This window comes from Lactobacillus sp. WILCCON 0149, assembly GCF_057197965.1.
The window spans coordinates 915,245-939,450 of record NZ_JBUBHO010000001.1 but is presented as its reverse complement, the minus strand read 5'-3'; the positions used below and the strand labels follow the sequence as shown (position 1 = coordinate 939,450).

Below are 24,206 nucleotides of genomic sequence, written 5' to 3'. Positions count from 1 at the left end.
TACTTTTGTAACATTATAAAGCAATGAAAAAAGCTGCCCTAAGGCAGCTTTTTGCTAATCTATTGCTAATTAAGCATTAGCGTTTTGCTTAGCTTCTTCTTGTTCCTTCTTGTAAGTCTTAAGGTCAAAGCGCTTCATGAATGGATACCAAATTACGAAGGCTACGAGCGCGCAGACGATCGCTACAACAGCACCTCTCCATGACAAGGTAGCCAGGTAACCACCAAGGCCGATTGGAGTTGGCCATGGTTGTTGCACCTTGATGTCAGGCATGAAACCGATTGCGTGGAAGATGTAAGCAACGATGGCAGTAGCCATTGGCGCGCCGATGAATGGGACAAACAAGTTAACGTTGTAAACTACTGGCAAACCGAACAGGAATGGTTCGTTGATGTTGAACAATGCTGGAACAGCTTCAACCTTACCGATTTCCCGCAGCTGGGTTGACTTAGCGCGGCCAGCCATCCACCATGCGATCAGCAGGGTTGAACCTGAACCACCGAGGATGATGAAGGCGTTCATTGGGTCACCAGCAAAGAAGTTGTGAGCACCCTTAACGTTGGCAGCCAGGTTGGCCAAAGCGATTGGAGTGTAGAATGAATTCATGATGTTGGCACCGTGGATACCGAACCACCACAGGAAGTGGATGAAGAAGACGATAATCAAGAACCCCCACCAAGTACCGGCAATGTTGCCGACAAATGAGAATGGCACGTACATAACCTTGAAGATGTCAGTGCCCATCAGAACAAGGATCAAGTTAATAGTAGCAACTACAAATGCAACGCAGAAGCCAGGAATCAATGAACTGAATGAGTTGGAAACACCAGCTGGAACGACATCTGGCATCTTGATTTGCCAGTTGTGCTTAACCGTAAAGCGGTAGATCTGTACAGTCAGCCAGCCGATCACGATCGCCGTGAACAGACCAGTCGTACCAATTCTGGTAACACCTGAAGTTGAAACTTGGATACCACCACCGATGATGTTGTCAGCCTTCAGTGATTGAACGAATTGAATTGAACCGTTCTTGAAGACCATTTGCGGCACAGTGATGAACATTGCCATCAGCATCATGAACAAGGCGTTAAGTGGCACAATGTTGATCTTTTCTTCTTGTTGGTAGATCTTAGCGTATGAGTAAGTAAACTGCCCACCAAAGATCAGTGACAGGATACCCATGTTGGCGTTGTAAACAACCGTGAACATGTTTGAGAACTTGCCGAGCGTATTTGCGTACAAGGCAGCAAATCCTGGAATTGGAAAGGCCTGCGGCAGAACAGTCAGGATCAAGAAAATCGCCCCGACGATAGTGAATGGAATTACCGCATAACCTGAATCGATAATTGATCTAACAAACCGTGAACCAGCAAACTTCCCAATGCCAGTCGCGAGTTTATCTCTGAATGAGCTTTGTGCTTCAGCCATGATATTCTCCCCTATTTTTTCTCTTCATTAACTTTCGATAATCCTCTTTGAATTGCAATAAGGACCTACTGCTGATCCAAAGCCCGGCTCTTTTCCGCATTGCGGATCAGCGGCAAATATTTGTCTCTCCCCAGACAAATATTATGGATCCGTACCAAGACAGCTGCCGCAGCGGCCATCCCGATCAACAAAATGCAGAGCAAGGCTTGAACAGAACTCTTACTGCTTGCGAAAGGATAGATCAAACTCTTCAAAGGAGTAAACAAGCATATGCTCATCACCAAATTGAGGCCAAGTTGGAAAATGAGGTAGTGCCGAGTTTTTGGCACATCTGCCTGCTTGTTGTGCAGCTTGCCCAGCTGCTCAATCACGCTGACCATGCACCAAACGGTAGCTACAGCAGACAAAATCATCCCCGGCTGGGTATTGGCTGAATAGCTAACCAGCAGCCAGAAGAAATTGGCGAAAAAGAAAGCAATGACGAAGTAGCGAACCATCATGTAGCGGGCAAAGTACGCGTAGCGCACCCGGTCATCATGCCGTTTGTCCACATATGTCTGGTCTTGCTTCTTTTTTTGCTTTTGCTTCTTGATTTTTGCAGACATGCTTGCTCTCCTCCCTTGCGCTTATGCTTCGGTCTTCAGAGCACCGCTTGCGTAAAGCTTTTCGTACAAGTCAACCATTTCTCCCGCCAAGTCACGGAAGGTGATGGCATTCATCAAATGGTCTTGTGAGTGGACAACCAAAAGAGTCACGTGGGTGTGCTGGCCTTGGGCTTCCTTAGTCAACATGTCCGTTTGTGAGTTGTGGGCGTCAAGCAGAGACTTGTCTGCTTCTTCCAGCTTCTCTCTTGCTTCCTTGATCTTGCCAACCTTAGCCAGGCGGATTGCTTCAAAGGCCAAGCTCTTGGCGTTACCGCCGTTGGCAATCAAGCCCATGGCAGCCATCAAAGTTTCTTCTTCCCGGCTTTGCTGGTTTTCTGCTGCTTGCTTTAAAGTTTCTGAAGTATCGTTTAATTCAGCCATTTTTCAAATTACCTAATTTCTACTTCTACTCATCATCACATGCCCTTAGCAGCTCTCCCCTTCTGCCAAAAGCATTTATATCATCCTATTCAGCCATCAAGCTGTCAGCAAATTCCAAAACTTTCTTGCCGTTCATCATCCCGTAGTCTTGCATTGGGATAACGCCCATTGGAATGCCAGTGCCGTCCAGCTTCTTTTCAAAGTCGCCCTTCATGTAGCCAACTTGCGGCCCAAGCAAAACGCAGCTGATGTCCATGGTGGACAGCTTGGTGTCGGCTTCAGACGCCGGGCAAGCAAAGATTTCGTAGTCCTTGCCTTGAGCCTTGGCAGCTTCTTGCATCTTCTTAACGAGTAAGCTGGTGCTCATACCAGCCGCACAGTTCAACATAATGGTTTTAGTAGCCATAATTATTTCCTCCTAGACTTTTTTTGTGTTGTTTGTTTACGCTTACAGTGTATACCGTTTTCAGCTGAAAGTAAATGGCTTTCATTACATTTTTCTTCTGCCTGCTGAGTAAAAACAGGCTAAAATCCGCGTAATATCAGCCTTGAATCGCTATTTTATTTTTTTAGAAAAAAATAAAAGAACATGTTTTTATCGACTTAAGACTCTTATTTTGGACTTAAGAAGTAAGTTTTTGGCAAAGCAATAAGCCTGTTATGACGCTTTCAACTTTAGTTTCTTGCTTTCACATCTTTCAGTTTTCTTTCTCTAAGAAGAAAAAGTGCAATATTTTTTCTTTTCGCAACTTGCAATAACCGTGAATACAATCTATAATCAGAGTCGAAAGCGGTTACTTACCAAGATATGAAAACTTGTAAGTAAGCACTCGAGTAATGAAAATAGCGAAAAAGTGAAATTAGTAATGGAGGTTTTGCTCAATGTATTCTGCTAAAATGCCAGAAGGATTTTTATGGGGCGGCGCGGTAGCCGCCCACCAATTGGAAGGTGCCTGGGACGTTGGCGGCAAGGGCGTGTCCGTTGCTGACGTCATGACGGTCGGTTCAGCTACTAAACCTCGGGAGATCACTGACGGTGTCTTGCCAGGGAAGAACTACCCGAACCACTCAGCCATCGATTTCTACCATCACTATAAAGAAGACATCAAGCTCCTGGCCGGGATGGGCTTCAAGGCTTTCAGAACCTCCATTGCCTGGACTAGAATCTTCCCTAATGGTGATGACGCTGAACCAAGCGAAGAAGGCTTGAAGTTCTACGATGACCTGTTTGACGAAATGCACAAGTACGGCATTGAACCAGTCATCACTTTGAGCCACTTTGAAATGCCATTCAACCTGGCCAAGAACTACGGCGGCTTCACCAACCGCAAGACCATCGACTTCTTCGTCCGCTTCGCTGAAGTCTGCTTCAAGCGCTACAAGGACAAGGTCAAGTACTGGATGACCTTTAACGAAATCGACAACCAGAGTGCCTTCAACAATGACTTCTTGATGGCAACCAACTCCGGCATCCTCTTTAAGGACGGCATGACCGACGAAGAAAAAGAAGCTGCCATGTATCAAGCTGCTCACTATGAATTTGTGGCCAGCGCCCTGGCAGTCAAGATCGGCCACAAGATCAACCCTGACTTCAAGATCGGCTTGATGATCAACTACTCACCAGTCCGCCCACTGACTCCAAGCTCAGAAGACGCCCTTTTGGCCGACAAGTTCGAGCAGCACCGGGATTTCTTCTCTGACGTCCAAGTCTTTGGCGAATACCCGAAGGCAGTTGAAGCCTACATTGAAAAGCATGGCTACCGGCCAGACATCACTGACGAAGACCGGGTTGTCCTTAAGGAAGGGACTGTTGACTACGTCGCCTTCTCTTACTACCAATCAACTACTGTCTCCAGCGAAAAGGTCTCAGCCGATGAACTGAGCGACCTGGAAAAGGCTGTGGCCGTTAACCCAACTCTGAAAAGAAGCGACTGGGGCTGGGAAATTGACCCAGTCGGCCTCCGCCTTGCCTTGAACCACTTGACTGACCGCTACCACCTGCCGCTCTTCATCGTTGAAAACGGCTTGGGTGCCTACGACAAGGTCGAAGACGGCAAGATTCACGACCCATACCGGGTTGACTACCTCAAGAAGCACATCAGCGAAATGGAAAAGGCTGTGGCCATCGACGGCGTTGACCTGATGGGCTACCTGCCATGGGGGCCAATCGACCTGGTTTCTGCCGGGACTGGCCAAATGGACAAGCGCTACGGCTTCATCTACGTCAACAAGAACGACGAAGGCGTTGGCGACCTCAGCAGAACCCCAAAGGACTCCTACTACTGGTACAAGAAGGTCATCGAGTCCAACGGGGAAGACCTTGACTAATCTTCTTTAATTATTATTGCCATACCAAACCCTAGACAAAAACGCGAAAAGCCAGCAAGATCTGCTTGTGATCTTGCTGGCTTTTTTCTGTTTATCTCTGTTTTTTTACTTTTTCTACTTGAAGTGGCTGCTGTAGACCGGTTCTTTGAAGCCCTTCTGCTCCTTGAGCCAGGCAGTACATTGCCTTGCCAGCTCTTCCGTCATTGCCTTAGACGCCGCGATCTGCTCTTGGCTGATCCCGTCGACATGGACACCGGCCGAGATTGTAATGCTGCCGGGCAAGTGGTCTTTGATTTTTTCAAAAAAGACTTGAGCCAGGAGGATATCCTTGTGGTAGCGGCCATCATGGCTGAAAAGCTTGACTTCCTCAACTTCCTGGCTGGACGCGTCATAGGTTAAGACTCCGCCTAAATGCGGCAGGTCCCCGCCTAGCAGGTTGACCAGGAGGTCTTTATTAGCCAAGGTCACTTCTGCCTGGATTTCATAGCCGGCTTCTTTGACGGTAAAAATCTGCTTCTGATTCATTGCCCTTCCCCCCATCTTTTGGCAAAATTGCTGGCAATGCCCAGATTGTCCAAGACCCGCATGTTGGTCTGATCCAGCAGGTCCTGGATCGTTTCCGGTCGGCCATAAAATGAGGGAATCGGAGGCATGATTTGGACGCCCAGTCTGGCCAATTTTAGGAGGTTTTCCAAGTGAATGGCTGACAAGGGAGTTTCCCGCGGCATCAGAATGAGCTTCCTCTGCTCTTTAATCATGACTCCGCTGGCCCGCATGATCAAGTCCTGGTCAAAGCCAAAGGCAATCCCAGCTACTGTCTTCATGCTGGCCGGCGCTACCACCATCCCGTCGACTTGGAAAGAGCCTGAAGAGATCGCCGCGCCAAGGTTGCCGTTGTCAGCCAGATGGTCAGCCAGGTCTTCTACCTGTTTTACGGTATAGTCAGTCTCAATTTCAATGTTTTTTCTGGCCCAGTCGCTCATGACCAGCCAGGTCTCGACTTCCGGCATGGTTTTAAGCTTTTTCAACAGGTCGATCCCGTAAATTGACCCGCTGGCCCCAGTCATGGCAATAACGATTCTCTTCATCTCTTCAGTCTTTCTTTAGTCCAAGTACTTTTTCCAGTCCGGCACTTCCTTGAAGTGGGCCCGTTCAAACTGGTCCTTCATATCAAATGGCACGGTTCCGTCGATCACCGTCTTTGAACTCATCCCTCTGAAGCGGATGGACTTAGGATCGTATTCCGGCCGCTCTGACGGGTCAAGCGGGTGGTTCCGCATCCCTGACAGGACCATGATGTCCATGTCCCCTTGAAAGCGCGTATTCATGGTCCAAACGACGTCATTCATGTCAAAAATATCCACGTCTTCATCGACCAGCCAGACCGTCTTCAGCTCCTTAAAGGCGGAGAAGGCCAGGATGGCTGCCTGCCGCTGGATCCCTTCATCAGCCTCATTTTCCTTGTGAATCTGCATGATGGTCATCAGCTTGCCGCCACCGGCTGGCGGGTTGTATACATTGACCACCTTGCCTGGGATGGCCTTGTCGACCAGTTCCAGAATGGAGGCTTCAGTCGGAATCCCGGCCATTGACACGTGTTCTTCGCTTGACCCGATCACGCTTTGCATGATTGGTCTGTCCCTGCGGCAGGTTACGGCCTTGACCTTAACCAGGTTGACGGCTGGGTTGGCATCCCCGTTGTAGCCAGGGAATTCCGGCATGGCGTGGCCGGTATGAGTGTTGATGTCTTCAACGATGGTCTCATTTGGCATGATTTCAGCTTCAATGACGTATTCGGCGCGGGCTAAGGCTTGTTCGTCAACTGCCACCCCATCGACCAGCTGGACCGGTTCCTGGCGCAGAGCACCTGCAACATCGAGTTCATCATAGCCCAGCGGGGTTGTTGGCGGTTCAAAAGTTGCCCCAATGGTTACGGCCGGATCCAAGCCAATATTGATGGTAATTGGCATCGGCTTGCCCAGTTTTTCGAATTCCTTTTGGAAGTGTCCAATGTGGCGGCCACCAGGCATGATGTACATCCCCATCGTATCCTTGCCTTCAATGCAGATCCGGTGAATGGTAACGTCAGTCATTGACTTGTCTGGCATTGACCCCTTGACCAGGCCGCAGGTGATGTAGGGTCCAGCATCATATTCAGTATTGGTTGGGGCTGGCACCAATTTTCTGAGGTCAAAGTCCGGATCAGTTGCCAGGTGAACTACTTCTTGGACTGGGGCCTCTTCCTTGGGCACGGTAATTGGGTGTACCGGGTTTTCAACCGCGTCCTTTAAGAAGCGGCCCAGGGTCTGCCAGTCATGGTGGAGGATCTTGCCAACCCGTCTTCTTGAGGCCATGAGGCCGATCAAGACTCTCGTATTGTCAAAGCCCTTCAAGTTGTTGAACATCATGGCCGGGCCTTCCTTGGTCGGCCGTTCAACAGTACCGCCAGCCCCAATGTAGCGGTAGACGCCGGAAATTTCCGCGTCCGGGTCAATTGCTACGTTTGTTTCATGATAATTTTCCGGGTCGTCGGCGATTTCCCGCAGGACCTTGCGCAGGTCCCAAGGATCAGTAATTTTTTCAGTCATTTTTTCGCGCTCCTTAATTGCAAATTTGTCTGTCATTACTGTCATTGTAGATTTCGGGAGCCGGACTTGCAATTCTAAGTCGCTAGCGATCTATTCCAGACTGGAATTCTTCATCTCTTGCCAAAAAAGCTCTTGGGCTTGGTTGTGCCGCCCTTTCAGCCGGACCAAGCAGAGCTGGCTTTCGATCTTTTCTGTCAAATCCAGGCACTTGAGACCAGCAAGCTGGCTGGCAGAAACAGACTTTTTCATCAAAAGGGCAATACCGAGCTGCTGGCGGACCATTTCCAAAATAGCCTCAATCCGCTCGCCCTGGTAGACGAAATTCGGCTCATAACCAGCTTTTTGGCAGGCAGCGACAATTTTCTTTTCAAAATAGGTCCGTTCACCTAAAGTCAAAAAACGGGCTCCAGCCAGATCTGACAATTTTACCCGCTTCTTTTGAGCCAGGGGGGACTTGCTTGAAACAAAGAGGGCCAGTTCATCGTCTTCAAAAAAGAGATAGTCATAACGCGGATCCAGTTTTTCATCCCACTTGCGCAAAAAAAGCAGGTCCTGGGGCCGGCGGAGCTTTTGCGCCAAGTCTTGAGACTCACCTTCATGAAAAAGCAGGTCAAGCTCTGGATGCCGGCCCATAAAGGCTGTTACGGCTTTGAAGAAATCATAATTGGTCATGGTAGGGATCGCGTACAGGTCCAGGGTCTTAGTCTGCTCTTGCCGGCAATCAGCTACTGCCTGGTCAAACTGCCGGCTGTCAGCTAAAAGGCGCTGGGCATAGGGGAGCAGGTACTCGCCTTCTTTGGTTAAGCGGACCCGGCGGCTGCTTCTTTCAAACAGCTTCATCCCGATCTCTTTCTCCAGAGCCGCGATATGCTTGGAGACTGTACTTTGGCTGGTATACAATTCATCAGCTGTCTGTGAAAAGCTCAAGCTGGCGGCCAGAGATACAAAGGCTTGAATTTTGTCTAACACGCTCTTCTCCATTCTGTTCACTGTTTTGCTTTATGAAAGATTATCTGCCTTTTCAACTTTTCTGTCAAAAGCAAAAAATGGCCGGCTAAACCGTCCATTTTTTATCGTTATTAAGCTCCCAGGGCCTTTAAGACTACGTTGACCCAGAACCAGGAAAACGGCATTACCAGAATCATAGCCGGTATCATATCCGCAATCGGGAAGTTTTTCAATTTGGCCATTCTAAAACCGGTTGCCAGCATCAAAAAGCCCCCGCAGGCCTTAAAGTCAATAATCATCGTGTTGTTGGTTAAAGGCAGAATGAATTGGGCCAAAACGAAAAGCAAGAACAAGACCAAGAATTGCGGAATCGCGACCAGGCTGACCACATAGCCCAAATTGCAGGCGAAGATAGCCGCCGTAAAGAGATCGAGAATCGCTTTAGAGAACAGAATCGAGTTGTCACCCGTCATCCCTGCCGTCAGGCTCCCATAGATCCCAGTCCCGCTGGCACAAAAGAGAACAATGCTGGTAACCAGTTGATTGACGAACTCATCATGAGTCAAACCCAGCTTTTCAGCTGGAAAGTGCTTGCTGATCGGAGCCTGCATGAGCATGGCCCCCTTGTTGAAGAGCTGGCCCAAGTGACAAGCGAGGCCAATCACTGTCCCCAGAATCAAGGCAAAAATAACCGCGGGCATGTTCTTCATCGGGGCAATTGCCATGACCCCCATACCCATCGAACAGATCCCGAAGATCAAGTTCAAATCCCGTTTAAATTCGTCACTTAACAAGTGGCCACCAAATGCGCCCAAAAGTCCGCCAATCAAAACGGACAAGGCATCGACAATCGCGCCTGTTGGCATTTTTCTACCTCCTAAAAATCTTAATAGCTTGCTTTTAATTTAGCAAACTCGCCGCCAGGCAACAATTCGCATTTAATTTCTATCTATTCGGGCCTGGAATACGAAGCAAAAAAACATGCTTCCAATAACTGGAAACATGTTCTTAGTCAAATATATTATTCTGCTGAGAAGTAGTCCTGAAGCAGGTCTGAGTGGTGCTTCAGCTTCTTGACGGCCTTGGCTTCAATCTGCCGGACCCGTTCCCGGGTAACGCCCAGGCTGCGGCCAACTTCTTCCAAGGTATGCGGTTCGTCATTTTCCAGGCCAAAGCGCAATTTCAAAACCTTAGCTTCCCGGTCAGTCAAGAATTCACCCATCATGCCGGACAGTTGATCCTTCAGCATTTCAAAAGCGGTATATTCTTCCGGGTTGATCGCTTTATTGTCTTCTAAAAGATCCCCTAACTGTGAATCCCCTTCTTCACCGACTGGCTTGTCCAAAGAGTCGGTTTCCTGGTTCTTGGCCACCGTGATGATTTCCTGCACCTTTTGCAAAGGCTCATTCATTTCCGCGGCCAGTTCTTCCGGTTTGGCATCCCGGTCCAAATCCTGCTGCAGGGTCCGCTGGATCCGGTTCATCTTGTTGATGCTTTCCACCACGTGGACCGGAATTCTGATCATCCGGTCCTGGTCAGCCAAAGCCCGGGTAATGGCCTGCCGGATCCACCAAGTTGCATAAGTTGAAAACTTAAAGCCCTTGGAGTAGTCGAACTTGTCGACTGCCTTCATCAAACCGATATTGCCTTCCTGGATCAAGTCCAGGATCCCCATCTTCCCGTTGTGCTTGGCATAGCGCTTGGCGATGGAGACCACCAGACGGAGGTTGGCGGCGGCCAGTTCATCCTTGGCTGACTCATCCCCGTTTTCAATCCGCTTGGCTACTTCTACTTCTTCGTCCCGGCTTAACAGCGGGACCTTGCCGATTTCCTTCAAATACATCCGGACCGAGTCATAAACCCGGTCATTGTCGCTGGAAGCGACCAGTTCTTTTTGTTCTTTCTTTTCAGCTTCTTCTTCAGCCTTGAGGGCCAGAGCAGACGGTTCACCCTGGTCATCAACGATACTAATCCCATTGTCCGCAAACTCTTCTACCAGCTTGGCAGTTTCGGCATCGTTCAGACCATACGGCACCAAGAGCCGTGCTTTCAGATCATTTTCGCTGATCTGCTTGGTCTTCTTTAAACCGGTAATCACCATTTTAACTGCTTTTTCCAGTGGAAAATCATTTACGTTAGAAGCATTTTCTTTTGCCATTCAATCCGCCCTGTTCTTATTCTGCTAAAAATTTACTACTCTAAAAAGTCACGCAACTGGTTGCTCCGGCTAGGGTGCCGCAGCTTGCGCAAGGCCTTGGCCTCGATCTGCCGGATCCGCTCCCGGGTCACCCCAAAGACCCGGCCGACTTCTTCCAAAGTCCGGGGATTGCCGTCGTCCAGGCCAAAACGCAGACGCAATACATTCTCCTCCCTGTCAGTCAAAGTGTCAAGTACTTCAGCCAGCTGGTCTTTCAGCAATTCACTTGCCGCGTGCTGCTCTGGACTGGTCGCGTCCTTGTCTTCAATAAAGTCGCCTAAGTGGGAGTCGTCCTCTTCCCCAATCGGCGTCTCAAGCGAAACTGGCTCTTGCGCCACCTTGAGGATTTCCCGGACCTTCTTGACCGGCAAATCCATTTCCGCGGCAATTTCTTCCGGTTCCGGGTCTCTGCCCAAGTCCTGGAGAAGCTGGCGCTGGATCCGGATCAACTTATTGATGGTTTCCACCATGTGCACCGGAATTCTGATCGTCCGCGCCTGGTCTGCAATCGCGCGGGTAATGGCCTGCCGGATCCACCAGGTCGCGTAGGTCGAGAACTTGAAGCCCAGCCGGTAGTCGAACTTGTCGACCGCCTTCATGAGGCCCATATTCCCTTCCTGGATCAAGTCCAAAAAGCTCATTCCCCGGCCAACATAGCGCTTGGCGATGGAAACCACCAAACGCAGGTTGGCATTGGTCAGTTCATCCTTGGCTTCCTGATCGCCGGCTTCAATCCGCTTGGCCAGCTGGACTTCTTCATCCCCGCTGAGCAGGCTGACCCGGCCGATCCGCTTTAAGTACTGGCGGACCGGGTCATTCATCCGGCTGCCTGGAGCTGACAAGTGCTCAAGCTCCGCCTTTTCAACATTTTTCTGCTTGGCCAGGGCCAATTTGGACGGTTCGCCCTTGTCATCGACAATGCTGATCCCGTTGTCTTCAAATTCCTGCACCAGCTGATCGACCGCCCGGCCTTCGATTTGGTAAGGCTTCAGCAAGCGGTCGGTAAATTCCTTTTCAGAAATTTGCTTGCTCTTCTTGACATCCTTAACAACTAACTTAACGGCATCAGCCAGAGATACCTGGTCTGCCTTTCCTGTCTGCTTTGCTTTGTCTGTCATTTGATTGCCTTCACTCTATCACACGCAGCACCTTGCTGCACATTAATCTAAGAAATCCCGCAATTGGCTGCTCCGGCTCGGGTGGCGGAGCTTTCTGAGGGCCTTGGCCTCAATTTGCCGGATCCGTTCCCGGGTCACTTCAAAATGCTGGCCGACTTCTTCCAAAGTCCTGGTCTTGCCATCGTCCAAGCCAAAGCGCAGGCGCAGGACTTCTTCTTCCCGGTCGCTCAAGGTGTCCAAAACTTCAGCCAACTGCTCTTTCAGCATCTCGTTGGCCGCGTGCTGTTCAGGACTCATCGCGTCCTTGTCTTCGATAAAGTCGCCCAAGTGGGAGTCGTCCTCTTCCCCAATTGGCGTCTCTAAAGAAACCGGTTCCTGGGAAATCTTCAAGATCTCTCTGACCTTCTTGACCGGCAGGTCCATTTCTGCTCCGATTTCTTCCGGTTCCGGGTCTCTGCCCAGATCCTGGAGCAGCTGGCGCTGGATTCGGATCAGTTTATTGATGGTTTCCACCATGTGGACCGGGATTCTGATCGTCCGCGCCTGGTCAGCAATCGCGCGGGTGATGGCCTGCCGGATCCACCAGGTCGCGTAAGTTGAGAACTTGTAGCCCAGCCGGTAGTCGAACTTGTCGACCGCCTTCATGAGGCCCATATTCCCTTCCTGGATCAAGTCCAAAAAGTTCATCCCCCGGCCGACATAACGCTTGGCGATGGAAACCACCAGACGCAGGTTGGCTTCGGCAAGTTCCTGCTTGGCTTCCTCATCGCCGGCTTCAATCCGCTTGGCCAGGGCCACCTCTTCCTCACTGGTCAAAAGGTTGACCCGGCCGATTTCCTTTAGGTACATTCTGACCGGGTCATTCATCTTCATCCCGGTCGGGGCCGCCATATTGTTCAGTTCGGCCTTTTCAACATTTTTCTGCTTGGTTAAGGCCAGCTTGGAAGGCTTGCCGGCCTCATCAACGATGCTGATCCCATTATCTTCAAATTCCTGGACCAGCTGGTCGACTGCCTTGCCTTCCAGCTTATAAGGCTTGATCAAGCGATCGGTGAATGCAGCTTCCGTGATCTGGTGGCTGGCCTTTACTCCTTCAACAACCAGCTTAACCGCCTTTTCCAGGGACATTTCATTAGCCTTGGCTTGCTTTTCTTTTGTCACTAACTGCCTCCTCTTCTTGCAGCTTCAGCTGTCTTAGCTGCAAAATTGCCTGTGTTTCCAGCAAAATTTCCGTTTGGTCGTTTCGCCGACGCGCGTCTGCAATCGCCTGCATGTGGCGGTCGATCTCATCATCTATCTTGCACAGGTTGAGTACCCGTACCTGCGCTTCGAGCTCTTCCAGGGTAATTTCTCCCGGCAGCTCGGTCATGTCAGTACTAACAATTATACTCTGAAGTTCTTCAGGAATAAAATCTAAAAAGCCGCTTAATGAAACATTTTCATGAGTTTCAATGTAATTGAGCCAAAGTTTGGCCAGGCGCTCGTATTCCGGGTTGGGAAAAACAAAGCCATTGATAAGCAAGTAGTCGCGGGCCTCATCTGAATAGATGTAGGCATAAAGCAGGCGCTGCTGTGCTTTTAACGACCGGGTAACCGGCTGGGGAGCTTCTGCTGGCGCCAAGGGGGCTGGCTCTGGCAGGACTTCGTTATTTGTGTGCTGGACAACCCGGCGCTGCTTGCGGCGGGCCCTTGACAGGTTAACCTTCAAAGCATCCAGCGAAACGCCGGTTTCCTTAGCTAAGCGGCTGACATACAAGTCTTGTTCAACCGGATTGGGCAGGGCAGCGATCTCGGCGACTGCCTCGCTTAAATATGCCACCTGTTCGCGCTCGTTGTTTAAGTTGTACTTCTTCTTCAAGCGCTGCAGGAAAAAGTCGGTGGTTGAAATGGCACCTTTGATTGCGGCCTGGTAGCTGTCAGCTCCGTACTGCTTGACGTATTCATCCGGGTCAAGCTTGTCTGGCAAGATCACGATCCCTAGGTCAAAGTTGCCAGCTTGCTTGAAGAGGCCCACTGCCCGCTCAGTAGCGTGCTGGCCCGGATCGTCGCCGTCGTAGTTGATGACGACTTGCTTGGTGATCCGGCGGATCATGTAGACCTGCTGCTGGGTCAAACTGGTCCCCATGGAGGCAATCCCTGTCTTAATCCCGGCCTTGTAGGCGGAAATCACGTCCATATGCCCTTCAAACAAGACCAAGTGCCCTTCTTTTCTGGCATGCTTCTTGGCTTCAGAGAAGTGGAAAAGGAGGTCGGATTTGTTGAAGATGCTGGTTTCCGGACTGTTCAAGTACTTGGGCTCTTCCGGGTCATCGCTGATTCTTCTGCCTGAAAAAGCTACTGGGTGGCCGCTTTCATCGCTCATTGGAAACATCAAGCGGTCTCTGAAGCGGTCAAAAAGGCGGCCGTCCTGGCTCTTGACAAAGAGGCCGCTTTCTTCCAGCTGGTCCTCCGTATAGCCTTCGCCTCTTAAGTAAGTCAAAAGCAGGTCCGACTTGCCTGGGGCATAGCCGATCTTGAAGTGCTTGAGCAGGTCATCGTCCAGACCCCGCTGTCTGGCATATTCCAGGCCCCTTTCACCGATCTTGGTGGTCATGAGAACCTGTTGGTAAAAGTCCGCCGCGTCCTTATGCATCTGCATCAAGGGGTTCAGCTTGACCGGCTGCTCCTGGTATTCCTGGGGCATGGGGATATTGGCGAATTCCGCTACTCTTTCAACGCTTTCTGGAAAAGTTACTTCCTCCTTTTCCATGATGAACTTGTAGACATTACCGCCCTTGTGACAGCCAAAGCAGTAGAAGAACTGCTTGTCCGGGTTGACGCTGAAAGAAGGGGTCTTTTCTTGATGAAAAGGGCAAAGACCTACATAGTCTTTGCCTCTCTTCTCCAGTGATACATACTGGCTGATCACGTCAACAATGTTTACGCTGCCCCGAACTTCATTGATAAAATCTTCCGAAATTCTTCCAGCCAATTTGCCTCACCCTTTATTCAAAAATTTACTTGATAACCAACTTGCTCAAGTCACCCAAGCGCTTGGCCAGGTCATTGACAGCTGCCAACTGGCTCAAGCGGTTGTTCTTGACTGCTTCGTCCTTGGCCATGATCATGTTGACGTCGAAGTAGCGGTCGATTACCCCTTGCAGAGCAACGAAGGCTTCATAAAGTTCCGCATGGTCCTTGACATTTGCCAAAGCTTCAACTCCATTATAAAGGTCTTGTTCGCTTCTGTCTTCAAATAAGCTCGGGTCAACCGGACTAGCCTCGGTAAACTTAGCCTTCTTCAAGATGTTAGCAATTCTAGTCAGACTTTCAACGACTGGCTTGAAGGCTTCGTCGTCGTGGTGCTGCTGCAAAACCTTGGCTGCGGCCAGGATCTGGCTTGGGTCTTGTTCGCTTGAGGCCAGAACGGCGTCGATAACGTCGTATTGGTAGTTGTTCTTTTGCAGGAACTGCTTGATCCGGTCACGGATGAAGTCAGCAAGTTGCTTGTCTGCTTCAGCCCCTTGCGGCAGCTTGGCCGGAGTCTTGCCAGACAAAAGTTCAACGATTTCCGGAATAACCTGGTCAAATGGCAGGGACCAGTTTTCATTCAAGAGAATCCGGACAATCCCGTAAGCATAACGGCGCAAAGCGTATGGGTCGTTTGATGATGAAGGAATCATCCCGGCACCAAAGAAGGCGATGATGGTGTCCAGCTTGTCAGCAACTGATAAAAGGGCGCCGACCTTGGTCTTTGGCAGATCGCCTTCCGCCGTGGTTGGCATGTAGTGTTCCTTGATGGCGACAGAAACGTTTTCGTTTTCGCCAGCCAGACGGGCATAGTGCATCCCCATAACCCCTTGCAGTTCAGCGAATTCGCCGACCATTTGGGTTACCAGGTCAAACTTGTACAAGCCGCTTACCCGGTCAAAGTCAGCCACTTCTTCACTTGACAAGCCGAAACGCTTAGCCAGGTAGTCGCCGATGATCCGGACCCGGGTCATCTTTTCCGCCATAGAACCGATCTTGTCGTGGAAGGAAACGCTGTCCATCCGGTCAACAAAGTGGCTGAGCGGGTACTTGCGGTCTTCGTCGTAGAAGAATACCGCGTCGTCAAGCCGGGCAACCAAAACCTTTTCGTTACCGGAAATGACGTTTTCCAGGTGGTCCTTGTTCCCGTTTCTGACTGAGATGAAGTGGTTGATCAGCTTGCCGTCCTGGTCGTAGACTTCAAAGTAGCGCTGGTTGTCCTTCATGGAAGTGATCAAGACTTCATCCGGGATTTCCAGGTACTTTTGGTCAAATGAGCCGGCAAAAACAGTCGGGTATTCAACCAGGTTGTTGACTTCTTCCAAGAGGCTGGCATCCAGCTTGATCTGCCAGTTGTGGCTGCTTACCAGGTCGTTGATCTGGGAAACGATCATGTCCTTGCGTTCGTCAGCGTCAACGATGACATATTGGTCCCGGAGAGCTTCCACGTAGTCGTCAGCGTTGGCCAAAACCACGCTGTCGCCCAGGAAACGGTGACCGGCAGTCTTGCGGCCGGCAGTGATGTCCAGGAACTGAACTGGCACTACTTCGCTGCCGTAAAGGGCAACCAGCCAGTGGATCGGGCGAACAAATTCAAAGTCCTGGGAGTCCCAGCGCATCTTGGTCGGGAAAGTCATGGCCTTGATTACTTCGTCCAGGCCCAAAAGGATTTCCTTGGCTTCCTTGCCGGCCTTTTGCACGTGGACGTAGGCATATTCAACGCCCTTGAGTTCTTCAAAGTAGATGTCATCGGCACTCATCCCCTGGCCGCGGGCAAAGCCGACAGCGGCCTTGGTCCAGTTGCCGTCAGCGTCTTGGGCGATCTTCTTGGCCGGCCCCTTCTTAACTTCATCCACGTCAGCCTGCTTTTCATCCAGGTCCTTGACCAGGACAGTCAGGCGGCGGGGAGTGGAATAAGTTTGAATTTCCTTAAAGCCCAGGCCGTTTTCCTTCAAGAACTTGCCAGTTCTGTCAGCCAGCTGCTTGACTGATTTGCTGACCACGTGGGCTGGCATTTCTTCAACGCCGATTTCAAATAAAAAGTCTTTAGTCATTGCTTGCCTCCGCCTTTGCTTGTGCACTCTTCAACAATGGGAAGCCGCGCTTTTCACGTTCTTCCACAAACTTAACCGCTACTTCGTGAGCCATGTTGCGGATCCGGTGCAGGTAGCCTGCCCGTTCAGTTACTGAAACTGCCCCGCGGGCGTCCAGCAGGTTGAAGGTGTGGGAACACTTCAAGATGTAGTCGTAAGCCGGGTGAACCAGGTTTTGGCCCAAAAGGCGCTTGGCAATTCTTTCGTAAGTGTCGAAGAATTCCAGCAATTGCTTCTGGTCGCTTTCTTCGAAAGCGTACTTGGAGTGTTCGTATTCAGGTTCCTTGAAGATGTCCCGGTAAAGGACGCCGTCGCCCCATTCCAGGTCAAAGACTGAGTTGACGTCCTGGATGTAGGAAGCCAGACGTTCAACCCCGTAGGTGATTTCACCCATGGTAGGCTTGACGTCCAGTTCGCCGACAGTTTGGAAGTAAGTAAATTGGGAAACTTCCATCCCGTCCAGCCAGACTTCCCAACCGACACCGGCACAGCCCATGGATGGGTTTTCCCAGTTGTCTTCAACGAAACGGATGTCGTGTTCCAATGGTTCAATGCCCAGAACCTTCAATGAATCCAGGTAGTATTGCTGGATTTCCAGCGGAGCCGGCTTTAAAACGACTTGGAACTGGTGGTGCTGGAAGAGCCGGTTCGGGTTGTCCCCGTAACGCCCGTCAGCAGGCCGGCGGGAAGGTTCAACGTAGCAGGCCTTCCAAGGTTCTGGCCCGACTGCCCGCAAGAAGGTGTAAGGGCTCATCGTCCCCGCACCCTTGTTTTCATCATATGACGGCATGATCATGCAGCCTTTTGAAGCCCAGAACTGTTCAAGCTTGAAGATCATGGTCTGAATATCTAATTTTTGTGCCATAGTTACCTCCTATGCAAGGCCATAAAAAAAGCCTATGCAATTTCACTTTTGCATAGGGACGAAAAAAGTATTCGCGGTTCCACCCTAATTCAGGAAGCCTATTTGCCTCCTGCTCTTAATTAGCTTGGCTAGAGGGGCCTTTTCCCGCTGTATCCTTCCACCAACCGATACTCGCTGCCGCGGTACTTTTCTATTTCCTCATCATTACCAATATACAGGCTATTTTACCACAAATTCCTTTTCTTTTCATGTTTTTTTAGGAAAATCAGCTGCCCCGGACCTCATTTAAAAAGCGAAGGCTGGGCAGGTTCAAATCAACGGTTGCCTGGTATATTTGGGCTATAGCCCGCCGGCTTTCCTTTTTCAAATCTTCGCTGATCTGGATGTTGCCTAAACGGGTGATTGGCAAAAGGCCCAAGGTTCTGAGCAAGGCCGTGGCCTTTGCCGACAGGTGCAGGCGGCTGACAGAGCGGAAATGGTCGCTGCAGACCACACCTCCGGCGGCAATAGAATAGTCAAAAATTCCTTTTTCCTTGCCGCAGATAACGCAGGCCCCTAGCTGAGGAGCTACCCCGAAGGCTTGCAGAAGCTGCAGCTGAACGATCTGGCAAATGATTTCCGGATCCTGGCCAGCCACGATCCGGTCAAAAGCCACCAGCAATAAGTCATAGTAGCCGCCTAATTTTTGGTACTCACTGAAGGCATGGTCAGCCAAGTCAAAAAGATAGGACAGGTAGGCATTCTTGTCCAGGTCGGTGAAAAGCTCATCATGCTGGCTCAGCTTCTTATAAGTCCGCAGCTGGCTGATCCCCTTGTAGCGGGTCAAGATCCCGAAAGTCCCTTCCGTAAAAGGCAAGGCAGCCGCGGCCAGCTGGGACTTGGGCCGCATTCCGCCTTTGGCGATGACCGTGACGATTCCCAGTTCCTTGGTCCAAAGCTTGGCCAAGAGGTCAGCTTCTTTATACTGCTGCCTTTTAAACAGCAGGCCGTGAACGTCGAGCAGGTCAGCGGCCATTAAAGGTCCTTCTTGTCATAGCCGATGGACTTGAGGAAGGCCGGATCCTGCCGCCAGTTGCGCCGCACCTTGACCCAAAGCTTCAAGTTGACCTTCTCGCCCAGCAAGTTTTCGATTTCTTTTCTGGACCGCATCCCAATCTGCTTGATCATGGCCCCTCTTTGGCCGATGATGATCCGCTTTTGCCCGTCTTTTTCCACAAAAATCGTCGCGTCAATCTGCAATTTGCCATTGATCCGCTGGTTCATCTGGTCGACCCAAACGGCAGTTGAGTGGGGAACTTCCTGGTCAGTCAAACGGAGAATCTGCTCTCTGATCATTTCGGCCACCACGAAGTATTCCGGCCGGTCAGTCACTTCATCTGAAGCGTAGTATTGCGGCCCTTCTGGCAGGTAGTCCTTCAAGGTCTTGAGCAAGTCGTCGACCCCGTTGCCCTGCCGGGCTGAAATTGGCAAAAATTCCGCGAACTTGCCCACGGCCTGGTAAGAGTCGATGATTGGCAAAAGGTCATTTGGGTGCACCTGGTCGATCTTGTTGATGACCAAAAATACCGGAATATCCAAATCCTTTAAAAGGCCGGCCACATATTCCTCGCCCTTGCCGGCCTTTTTAGCGTCAACCATGAACATGACTAAGTCAACGTCCTTTAAAGAAGACAGGCTGGCCTTGTCCATATATTCGTCCAGGTCGGAATGGCTCTTGAAAATCCCTGGCGTGTCAACGAAGACAACTTGCATGTCATCTTCAGTGTAAATGCCGGAAATCTTGTTTCTGGTGGTTTGCGGCTTGGCTGAAGTAATCGCCACCTTCTGCCCGATTAAGCGGTTCATCAAGGTTGACTTGCCGACATTTGGCCGGCCGACCAGTGCTACGAAACCTGACTTGTGTTTACTTGTTTGCCCCATCTTGAATGTCCTTTTCTGTGAAGTGGTATGGTATCAATTGCTCGACTGTAAAGCGCTCAAAGTCACCCTGGCTGTCGGTCAGAATTACTTCCGTATCCGGATCCATGAACTCGCTCATTACCTGCCGGCAGGCCCCGCAAGGTGAAATTGGCCGGTCAGTGTTGCCGATGATCAAGAGGCACTTGATCTTGCCCGGTCGGCCAGCGTTGACCCAGGAGAAGATCGCCGTCCGTTCAGCGCAGTTGGTCAAGCCAAAAGAAGAATTTTCGATATTGACCCCGGTAAAAATCTCCCCCGATTCCGTTGCCAAAGCGCTGGCCACGTGGAAGTGTGAATAAGGACTATAGGCGTCGGCCAAATGATCCTTAGCCAGTGAGAAAAGCTTTTCCTCTAACTCGTTCATGCTACTTCCCTCTTCCTTCGTCTAATTGGTCCGGGTACAGGGGCAGGCCATAGTCTTCCAAGACCTTGCCCTGGATGCCAAACATTTCCTTGGCTTCATCCGGCTCAATGTGGTCATAGCCATTCAAGTGCAGATAGCCATGCACGATCGTGTAGCCGAACTCCCGGTCAAAGCCGGTGCCGTATTCCTTGCTGTGGCGCTCGATTACGCTCGGGCACATGAACAGGTCGCCGATATCTTCAGTGAAGTCCGGGTCCTGGGTGAACATGGCCAGGTCCAGGCCGTCGTCGCCGTCTTCAATGGCAAAAGAGATCACGTCGGTTGGCCGGTCTTTGTCCCGGTAATCACGGTTGATGGCTTGCGACCGGTCTTCGTCAACAAAGTTGATGCTCATTTCCTGGGCATTGTCCTTGCCGATTTCCTTTTTCGCCATGAGGAGCAGCTGCATGATCCAGTCTTCCCAGTCCCGGTCTCCCTTAGTCAAAAAGCCGACTTCATCGCTGTAGCTTACGTCAATTCCCTGCATTATTTACCTTCCTCTTCATATGCCTTGATAATCTTTGCCACGACCGGGTGCCGGACAACGTCAGCCGCGCTGAATTCCACGAACTTGATCTGGTCGATCCCCTGCAGGATATTGCGGGCCGTGATCAAACCGCTGTGAGCCTTGCCAGGCAGGTCGATCTGGGTCATGTCCCCGTTAACCACCATCTTGGAGTTAAAGCCCAGCCGGGTTAAGAACATCTTCATTTGGGCATCAGTCGTGTTTTGCGCTTCGTCTAAGATGACAAAGGCTTCTTCCAAGGTCCGCCCTCTCATGTAAGCCAAAGGAGCGATTTCGATAACGCCCCGCTCCATCAAGCGGTCAGTTGGTCCCTGCCCTAAGATGGCGTAAAGGGAGTCATAGATTGGCCGCAGGTAAGGGTCAACTTTCTCCTTAAGGTCCCCTGGCAAAAAGCCCAGGGATTCCCCAGCTTCAACTGCTGGCCGGGTCAGGATGATCTTGGAAACTTCCCCCCGCTTAAAGGCAGCAACCGCGCAGACTACAGCCAGGAAGGTTTTCCCGGTCCCGGCGGGTCCAATGCCAAAGACCACGTCACTCTTGTTGATGGCTTCAACGTAACTTTTCTGGGTCATGTTCTTGACCCGGACTGGCCGGCCCTTGGCGTCTCTGATCAAGATCTGCTTATAGAGGTCGCCAAAGTATTCAGTTGTCCCCCGGTCAGCCATTTTCATGGCACTGACCACATCCGCCGGGGTTAAGTTGATCCCGTTGCTGGCTACCCCATCCAGGGCCTTCAAGACCCGCAAAACGGTCTCTACCTGCTCTTCTGGACCAGCGACCTTGATCTGGCCGCCCAGGTCGGTAACAGTGACCTCATAGCCTTCTTCGATCAGCTTCAAATTGCTGTCATTGACGCCCACCAGCTTCTGGATATTTTCGCTGCTGTGGGGCAAAAACTTCTTTTCCAATAAAAGAACTCCTTCATTTTCAAACCAGCGGGCAAGCACATCTCTGCCCGCCAGACTATACTCTTCTAAACCAATGATACACGATTTAGGCCAAAAGAGAACACGGAAAATCAAGCAAGAAAAAAGCTCCCGTTTTCACGAGAGCTTCAGTCGATTAATAATGTCTACGCTTGCGAGCGGCCTCAGATTTTAACTTTCTGCGAACGCTTGGCTTTTCGTAGAATTCACGCTTGCGGTATTCTTGCAAAGTACCACTTCTAGAAACGGAACGCTTGAAACGACGAAGAGCATCATCAATAGACTCGTTTTCGTGAACGATAGTCTTAGCCATGTGTGATCCCTCCTTCCATTTCTTGGCATTGCTGCCATAAACATTTATCTAAATTATAGCAAAAATCGACTAATCGTCAATAGCCTGGGCAGATTTTTTGAAAAGTTTTTTCGGCAAAGATCCAGAAAGCGCATTATCCGGTATAATATAATTGATGAGGTGATCTATATGACTGAAAATAAAGCAGAAAACAAGCAAACGGAAAAGACAGAAAAGATGGAAATCAACATTATCATTATTTCCGACTCAGCCGGGGAAACGGCCTTCAACAACGCCCAAGCGGCAGCCGTTCAATTCCCTGACGCGGAAGTTAACTACCGCCGCTATCCTTTCATGACCAATGAAAAGAAGCTGGCCGCTACCCTGGAAGAAATTGAGCAATACCCTAACCTGGTCATTGTCTACAGCATGATTGATGAGAAGCTGCAATTGCCAATCATCAAGTTTGCCCGGGAACACAAGGCTAAATACATCGACATCCTGTCCCCGATCATTGAGGCCATCAGCCAGACGACCCATATGAAGCCAAGCGGCGTGGTTGGGGCCAACCACCAACTGACCAACAAGTACTTCAACCGGATTTCCGCCATGGAATTCGCGGTTATGTACGACGACGGCAAGGACCCGCGGGGCTTTTTGGAAGCTGACGTTGTTCTCTTAGGGGTCTCCCGGACTTCCAAGACTCCCCTTTCCCTGCTTTTGGCTAACAAGGGGCTGAAAGTTGCCAACTTGCCGCTGGTGCCGCAAACCCACATTCCAAAGGAAATCTATCAGATCGACCCGAAGAAGATCATCGGCTTGACTAACGACCCGCAAGTGCTCAACCGCATCCGCCGGCAAAGAATGATCAGCTACGGGATGGATCCGGACACGGCATACTCCAACATGGACTCAATCAATGCCGAACTGGACAGTGCCATGGCTTTGTACAAGAAGCTGGGCTGCTTCGTAATCAACGTGGCTGAACGGTCAATCGAAGAAACCGCGGCTTTGATTATGAACCACCTGGGCTACGAAGAAGATTAATCAAATATTTGCGTAAAAAAACGCGCTGCTTACAGGAAACGTAAGCGCGCGTTTTTCTTTTATCTCAGCGGACTTTCATCCACTCTGAAGACTTCTCCAGAAACTGGATCAACTAAAATGAAATATTCCTTCTTGCCGTTCTCGCTCATGCTGTCAGTTACGCTGAAGACGTAAAAATACTCTGATCGTTTGTCAGGGCTTGTCTTGGTCATCAGCAGCTTGACATTGTGGTGTCCGTGCTGTTTAGCGTAAGTAGTGGCGATCTCAGTCGCCAAATCCAAGCCAATATATTTAGGTTGATAGCGGCCGTTGTCCCTTCCATCTGGCATCTATTTCACCACCTCACTTATTCTGTATAACACAAGTATAATTTGCTTTTTAATATTTTTCAATAGCTAAACAACTTCTTGTTCTCTAAATCTGCCATAAACTTTCTGCACTTCAGTCACGCTCATGAAGGCAAAGGGGTCACATTTTTCTACCGTGGTTCGGATGTCGTAGAGGTCGTAAGTGTCGATAATGGTTAAAAGGACGGTCTTTTCAGTGTGCCCGTAGGCCCCTTCCACGTCATGGAAGATGGTGATCCCGCGGTGCATTTTTTCTTGAATCCCTTCAATAATGTCATTGGGATGTTCAGTAACGATCATTACCTGCAGCTTGTTGTGCTGGGTGTAAACCGAGTCAATGAAGCGGCCGTTGATAAAAATGTTCAAGGCCGTATAAAGGGCTCTGGACCAGTCAAAGAGAAAGCCAGCGATCAAAACGATGATCAAGTTGACCAAGATATTGAACTTGCCATAGTTCATGCCAGTTTTCTTCCTGACAACGATACCCAAGATGTCCAAGCCACCCGTAGAGATCCCGCTCTTTAAGGCCATACCCGTCCCGATCCCGTTGACAGCTGCCCCGAAGATGGCGCAGAGGATTGGGTCAAGGCTCAAATGAGTTGGCTGGATAAAGCGCATCATGATCGTGGACATGGCAACCGCGAAGATGGTATAGCCGGTAAACTCACGGCCGATCTTGAACCAAGCTAGGATAAAGAGGGGTACGTTCAAGGCAAAGTACATCACTTCTGTTGGGATGGTAAATGGCATGTAGCGGCTGGTCACAGTGTTGACGATCTGCGCGAAACCCGTGATCCCGGAAGAATAGATGTGGCCGGGATGCCAGAAGAAGTTCAAGGCTACGGCAACCATGACTGAGTAAAGAATCGCCGTACCAATTTTTACCAAAAAGCCGTAATTTCGTGACAAGCGATTCAAATCAAATAGCTTCATTTTCTGCTTTCCTTTCCGTCGTAACAGGATCAGCAACCTGTGGCAACTGGCCTTGCCCCGCCTATTAGAAGACAAAGCAATGAACATCCTTATTTATGATACAGCTTTTTCATAAATTATTGGGGCTTTTCCCACAACTTTTTATATAAAAAAACGCCTAAGCCCTATAAGAGT

The 24,206-nt window shown here is 50.2% G+C and carries 25 protein-coding genes; 2 read left to right on the top strand and 23 right to left on the bottom strand.

Annotated elements, in window-relative coordinates:
* Window positions 1-69 precede the first annotated feature (69 nt).
* From celB to ACYVUV_RS04380, 4 genes are all read right to left on the bottom strand, one after another.
* The gene (gene celB / locus ACYVUV_RS04395; RefSeq protein ID WP_439775668.1) at window positions 70-1,428 is read right to left on the bottom strand and encodes a PTS cellobiose transporter subunit IIC; all 1,359 of its coding nucleotides are present in this window, start codon (window positions 1,426-1,428) and stop codon (window positions 70-72) included.
* Between the two features lie 65 nt (window positions 1,429-1,493).
* Window positions 1,494-2,033, bottom strand: coding sequence for a hypothetical protein (locus tag ACYVUV_RS04390; protein WP_439775667.1), 540 nt, complete (start codon window positions 2,031-2,033; stop codon window positions 1,494-1,496).
* Between the two features lie 21 nt (window positions 2,034-2,054).
* Window positions 2,055-2,375, bottom strand: coding sequence for a PTS lactose/cellobiose transporter subunit IIA (locus ACYVUV_RS04385; protein WP_439775672.1), 321 nt, complete (start codon window positions 2,373-2,375; stop codon window positions 2,055-2,057).
* Between the two features lie 163 nt (window positions 2,376-2,538).
* A complete protein-coding gene (locus tag ACYVUV_RS04380; RefSeq protein ID WP_484499030.1) occupies window positions 2,539-2,859 on the bottom strand; it encodes a PTS sugar transporter subunit IIB in 321 nt (106 codons plus the stop codon).
* A 476-nt stretch (window positions 2,860-3,335) separates the two neighbouring features.
* Here ACYVUV_RS04380 and ACYVUV_RS04375 point away from each other — a divergent pair, with 476 nt between their 5' ends.
* Window positions 3,336-4,781: a 6-phospho-beta-glucosidase gene (locus ACYVUV_RS04375; RefSeq protein WP_484499029.1), complete on the top strand. Its 1,446-nt coding sequence runs from the start codon at window positions 3,336-3,338 to the stop codon at window positions 4,779-4,781.
* 114 nt (window positions 4,782-4,895) lie between these two features.
* On the opposite strand, the gene lpdD is transcribed toward ACYVUV_RS04375, so the two are convergent.
* The 17 genes from lpdD to rpsU all read right to left on the bottom strand — a co-directional run bounded on the left by lpdD (window position 4,896) and on the right by rpsU (window position 21,726).
* Window positions 4,896-5,306 (bottom strand): prenylated flavin chaperone LpdD, encoded by a 411-nt coding sequence (gene lpdD / locus ACYVUV_RS04370; protein WP_439775664.1) that lies wholly within the window; start codon window positions 5,304-5,306, stop codon window positions 4,896-4,898.
* On the bottom strand, window positions 5,303-5,869 hold the full coding sequence (locus tag ACYVUV_RS04365) for a UbiX family flavin prenyltransferase (RefSeq protein WP_439775663.1): 567 nt from the start codon (window positions 5,867-5,869) through the stop codon (window positions 5,303-5,305). Before ACYVUV_RS04365 ends, lpdD begins: the two co-directional genes overlap by 4 nt.
* Before the next feature lie 15 nt (window positions 5,870-5,884).
* Complete coding sequence (locus ACYVUV_RS04360; RefSeq protein ID WP_484499028.1) at window positions 5,885-7,369, bottom strand: UbiD family decarboxylase; 1,485 nt, start codon at window positions 7,367-7,369, stop codon at window positions 5,885-5,887.
* A 90-nt stretch (window positions 7,370-7,459) separates the two neighbouring features.
* A complete protein-coding gene (locus ACYVUV_RS04355) occupies window positions 7,460-8,338 on the bottom strand; it encodes a LysR family transcriptional regulator (RefSeq protein ID WP_439775068.1) in 879 nt (292 codons plus the stop codon).
* Window positions 8,339-8,448: 110 nt separating this feature from the next.
* A complete protein-coding gene (locus tag ACYVUV_RS04350; protein WP_484499027.1) occupies window positions 8,449-9,183 on the bottom strand; it encodes a DUF554 domain-containing protein in 735 nt (244 codons plus the stop codon).
* Window positions 9,184-9,338: 155 nt separating this feature from the next.
* Window positions 9,339-10,475, bottom strand: a complete 1,137-nt coding sequence (locus ACYVUV_RS04345; protein WP_439775070.1) for a sigma-70 family RNA polymerase sigma factor — start codon at window positions 10,473-10,475, stop codon at window positions 9,339-9,341.
* Window positions 10,476-10,510: 35 nt separating this feature from the next.
* Complete coding sequence (gene rpoD / locus ACYVUV_RS04340; protein WP_439775071.1) at window positions 10,511-11,632, bottom strand: RNA polymerase sigma factor RpoD; 1,122 nt, start codon at window positions 11,630-11,632, stop codon at window positions 10,511-10,513.
* A 42-nt stretch (window positions 11,633-11,674) separates the two neighbouring features.
* Entirely contained in the window at window positions 11,675-12,760 is a 1,086-nt protein-coding gene (rpoD, locus tag ACYVUV_RS04335; protein WP_439775076.1) for an RNA polymerase sigma factor RpoD, read from the bottom strand.
* A gap of 4 nt (window positions 12,761-12,764) precedes the next feature.
* Window positions 12,765-14,603 carry a DNA primase gene (dnaG, locus tag ACYVUV_RS04330; RefSeq protein ID WP_439775072.1) on the bottom strand — a complete coding sequence of 613 codons (1,839 nt, stop codon included), beginning with the start codon at window positions 14,601-14,603 and terminating at the stop codon, window positions 12,765-12,767.
* A gap of 25 nt (window positions 14,604-14,628) precedes the next feature.
* A complete protein-coding gene (gene glyS / locus ACYVUV_RS04325; protein WP_439775073.1) occupies window positions 14,629-16,695 on the bottom strand; it encodes a glycine--tRNA ligase subunit beta in 2,067 nt (688 codons plus the stop codon).
* A complete protein-coding gene (gene glyQ, locus ACYVUV_RS04320) occupies window positions 16,688-17,599 on the bottom strand; it encodes a glycine--tRNA ligase subunit alpha (protein ID WP_003618715.1) in 912 nt (303 codons plus the stop codon). Before glyQ ends, glyS begins: the two co-directional genes overlap by 8 nt.
* A 265-nt stretch (window positions 17,600-17,864) precedes the next feature.
* The gene (gene recO, locus ACYVUV_RS04315; RefSeq protein WP_439775551.1) at window positions 17,865-18,614 is read right to left on the bottom strand and encodes a DNA repair protein RecO; all 750 of its coding nucleotides are present in this window, start codon (window positions 18,612-18,614) and stop codon (window positions 17,865-17,867) included.
* Window positions 18,614-19,519, bottom strand: a complete 906-nt coding sequence (era, locus tag ACYVUV_RS04310; protein WP_439775550.1) for a GTPase Era — start codon at window positions 19,517-19,519, stop codon at window positions 18,614-18,616. Before era ends, recO begins: the two co-directional genes overlap by 1 nt.
* Window positions 19,503-19,922: a cytidine deaminase gene (gene cdd, locus ACYVUV_RS04305; protein ID WP_484499026.1), complete on the bottom strand. Its 420-nt coding sequence runs from the start codon at window positions 19,920-19,922 to the stop codon at window positions 19,503-19,505. The genes era and cdd overlap by 17 nt, the downstream gene beginning before the upstream one ends.
* 1 nt (window position 19,923) lies before the next feature.
* Window positions 19,924-20,448: an rRNA maturation RNase YbeY gene (gene ybeY / locus ACYVUV_RS04300; RefSeq protein WP_439775548.1), complete on the bottom strand. Its 525-nt coding sequence runs from the start codon at window positions 20,446-20,448 to the stop codon at window positions 19,924-19,926.
* Window positions 20,448-21,395, bottom strand: a complete 948-nt coding sequence (locus ACYVUV_RS04295; RefSeq protein WP_296226704.1) for a PhoH family protein — start codon at window positions 21,393-21,395, stop codon at window positions 20,448-20,450. Before ACYVUV_RS04295 ends, ybeY begins: the two co-directional genes overlap by 1 nt.
* Window positions 21,396-21,549: 154 nt before the next feature.
* Entirely contained in the window at window positions 21,550-21,726 is a 177-nt protein-coding gene (gene rpsU, locus ACYVUV_RS04290) for a 30S ribosomal protein S21 (protein ID WP_002880182.1), read from the bottom strand.
* 168 nt (window positions 21,727-21,894) lie between these two features.
* On the opposite strand from rpsU, the gene ACYVUV_RS04285 reads away from it, so the two are divergent.
* Window positions 21,895-22,752, top strand: coding sequence for a pyruvate, water dikinase regulatory protein (locus ACYVUV_RS04285; RefSeq protein WP_439775547.1), 858 nt, complete (start codon window positions 21,895-21,897; stop codon window positions 22,750-22,752).
* Window positions 22,753-22,811: 59 nt separating this feature from the next.
* On the opposite strand, the gene ACYVUV_RS04280 is transcribed toward ACYVUV_RS04285, so the two are convergent.
* Together ACYVUV_RS04280 and ACYVUV_RS04275 are read right to left on the bottom strand one after the other, a co-directional pair.
* Complete coding sequence (locus ACYVUV_RS04280; protein ID WP_439775546.1) at window positions 22,812-23,081, bottom strand: PepSY domain-containing protein; 270 nt, start codon at window positions 23,079-23,081, stop codon at window positions 22,812-22,814.
* A gap of 66 nt (window positions 23,082-23,147) precedes the next feature.
* Window positions 23,148-24,032, bottom strand: coding sequence for a YitT family protein (locus ACYVUV_RS04275; protein WP_439775545.1), 885 nt, complete (start codon window positions 24,030-24,032; stop codon window positions 23,148-23,150).
* Between the last annotated feature and the right edge of the window lie 174 nt (window positions 24,033-24,206).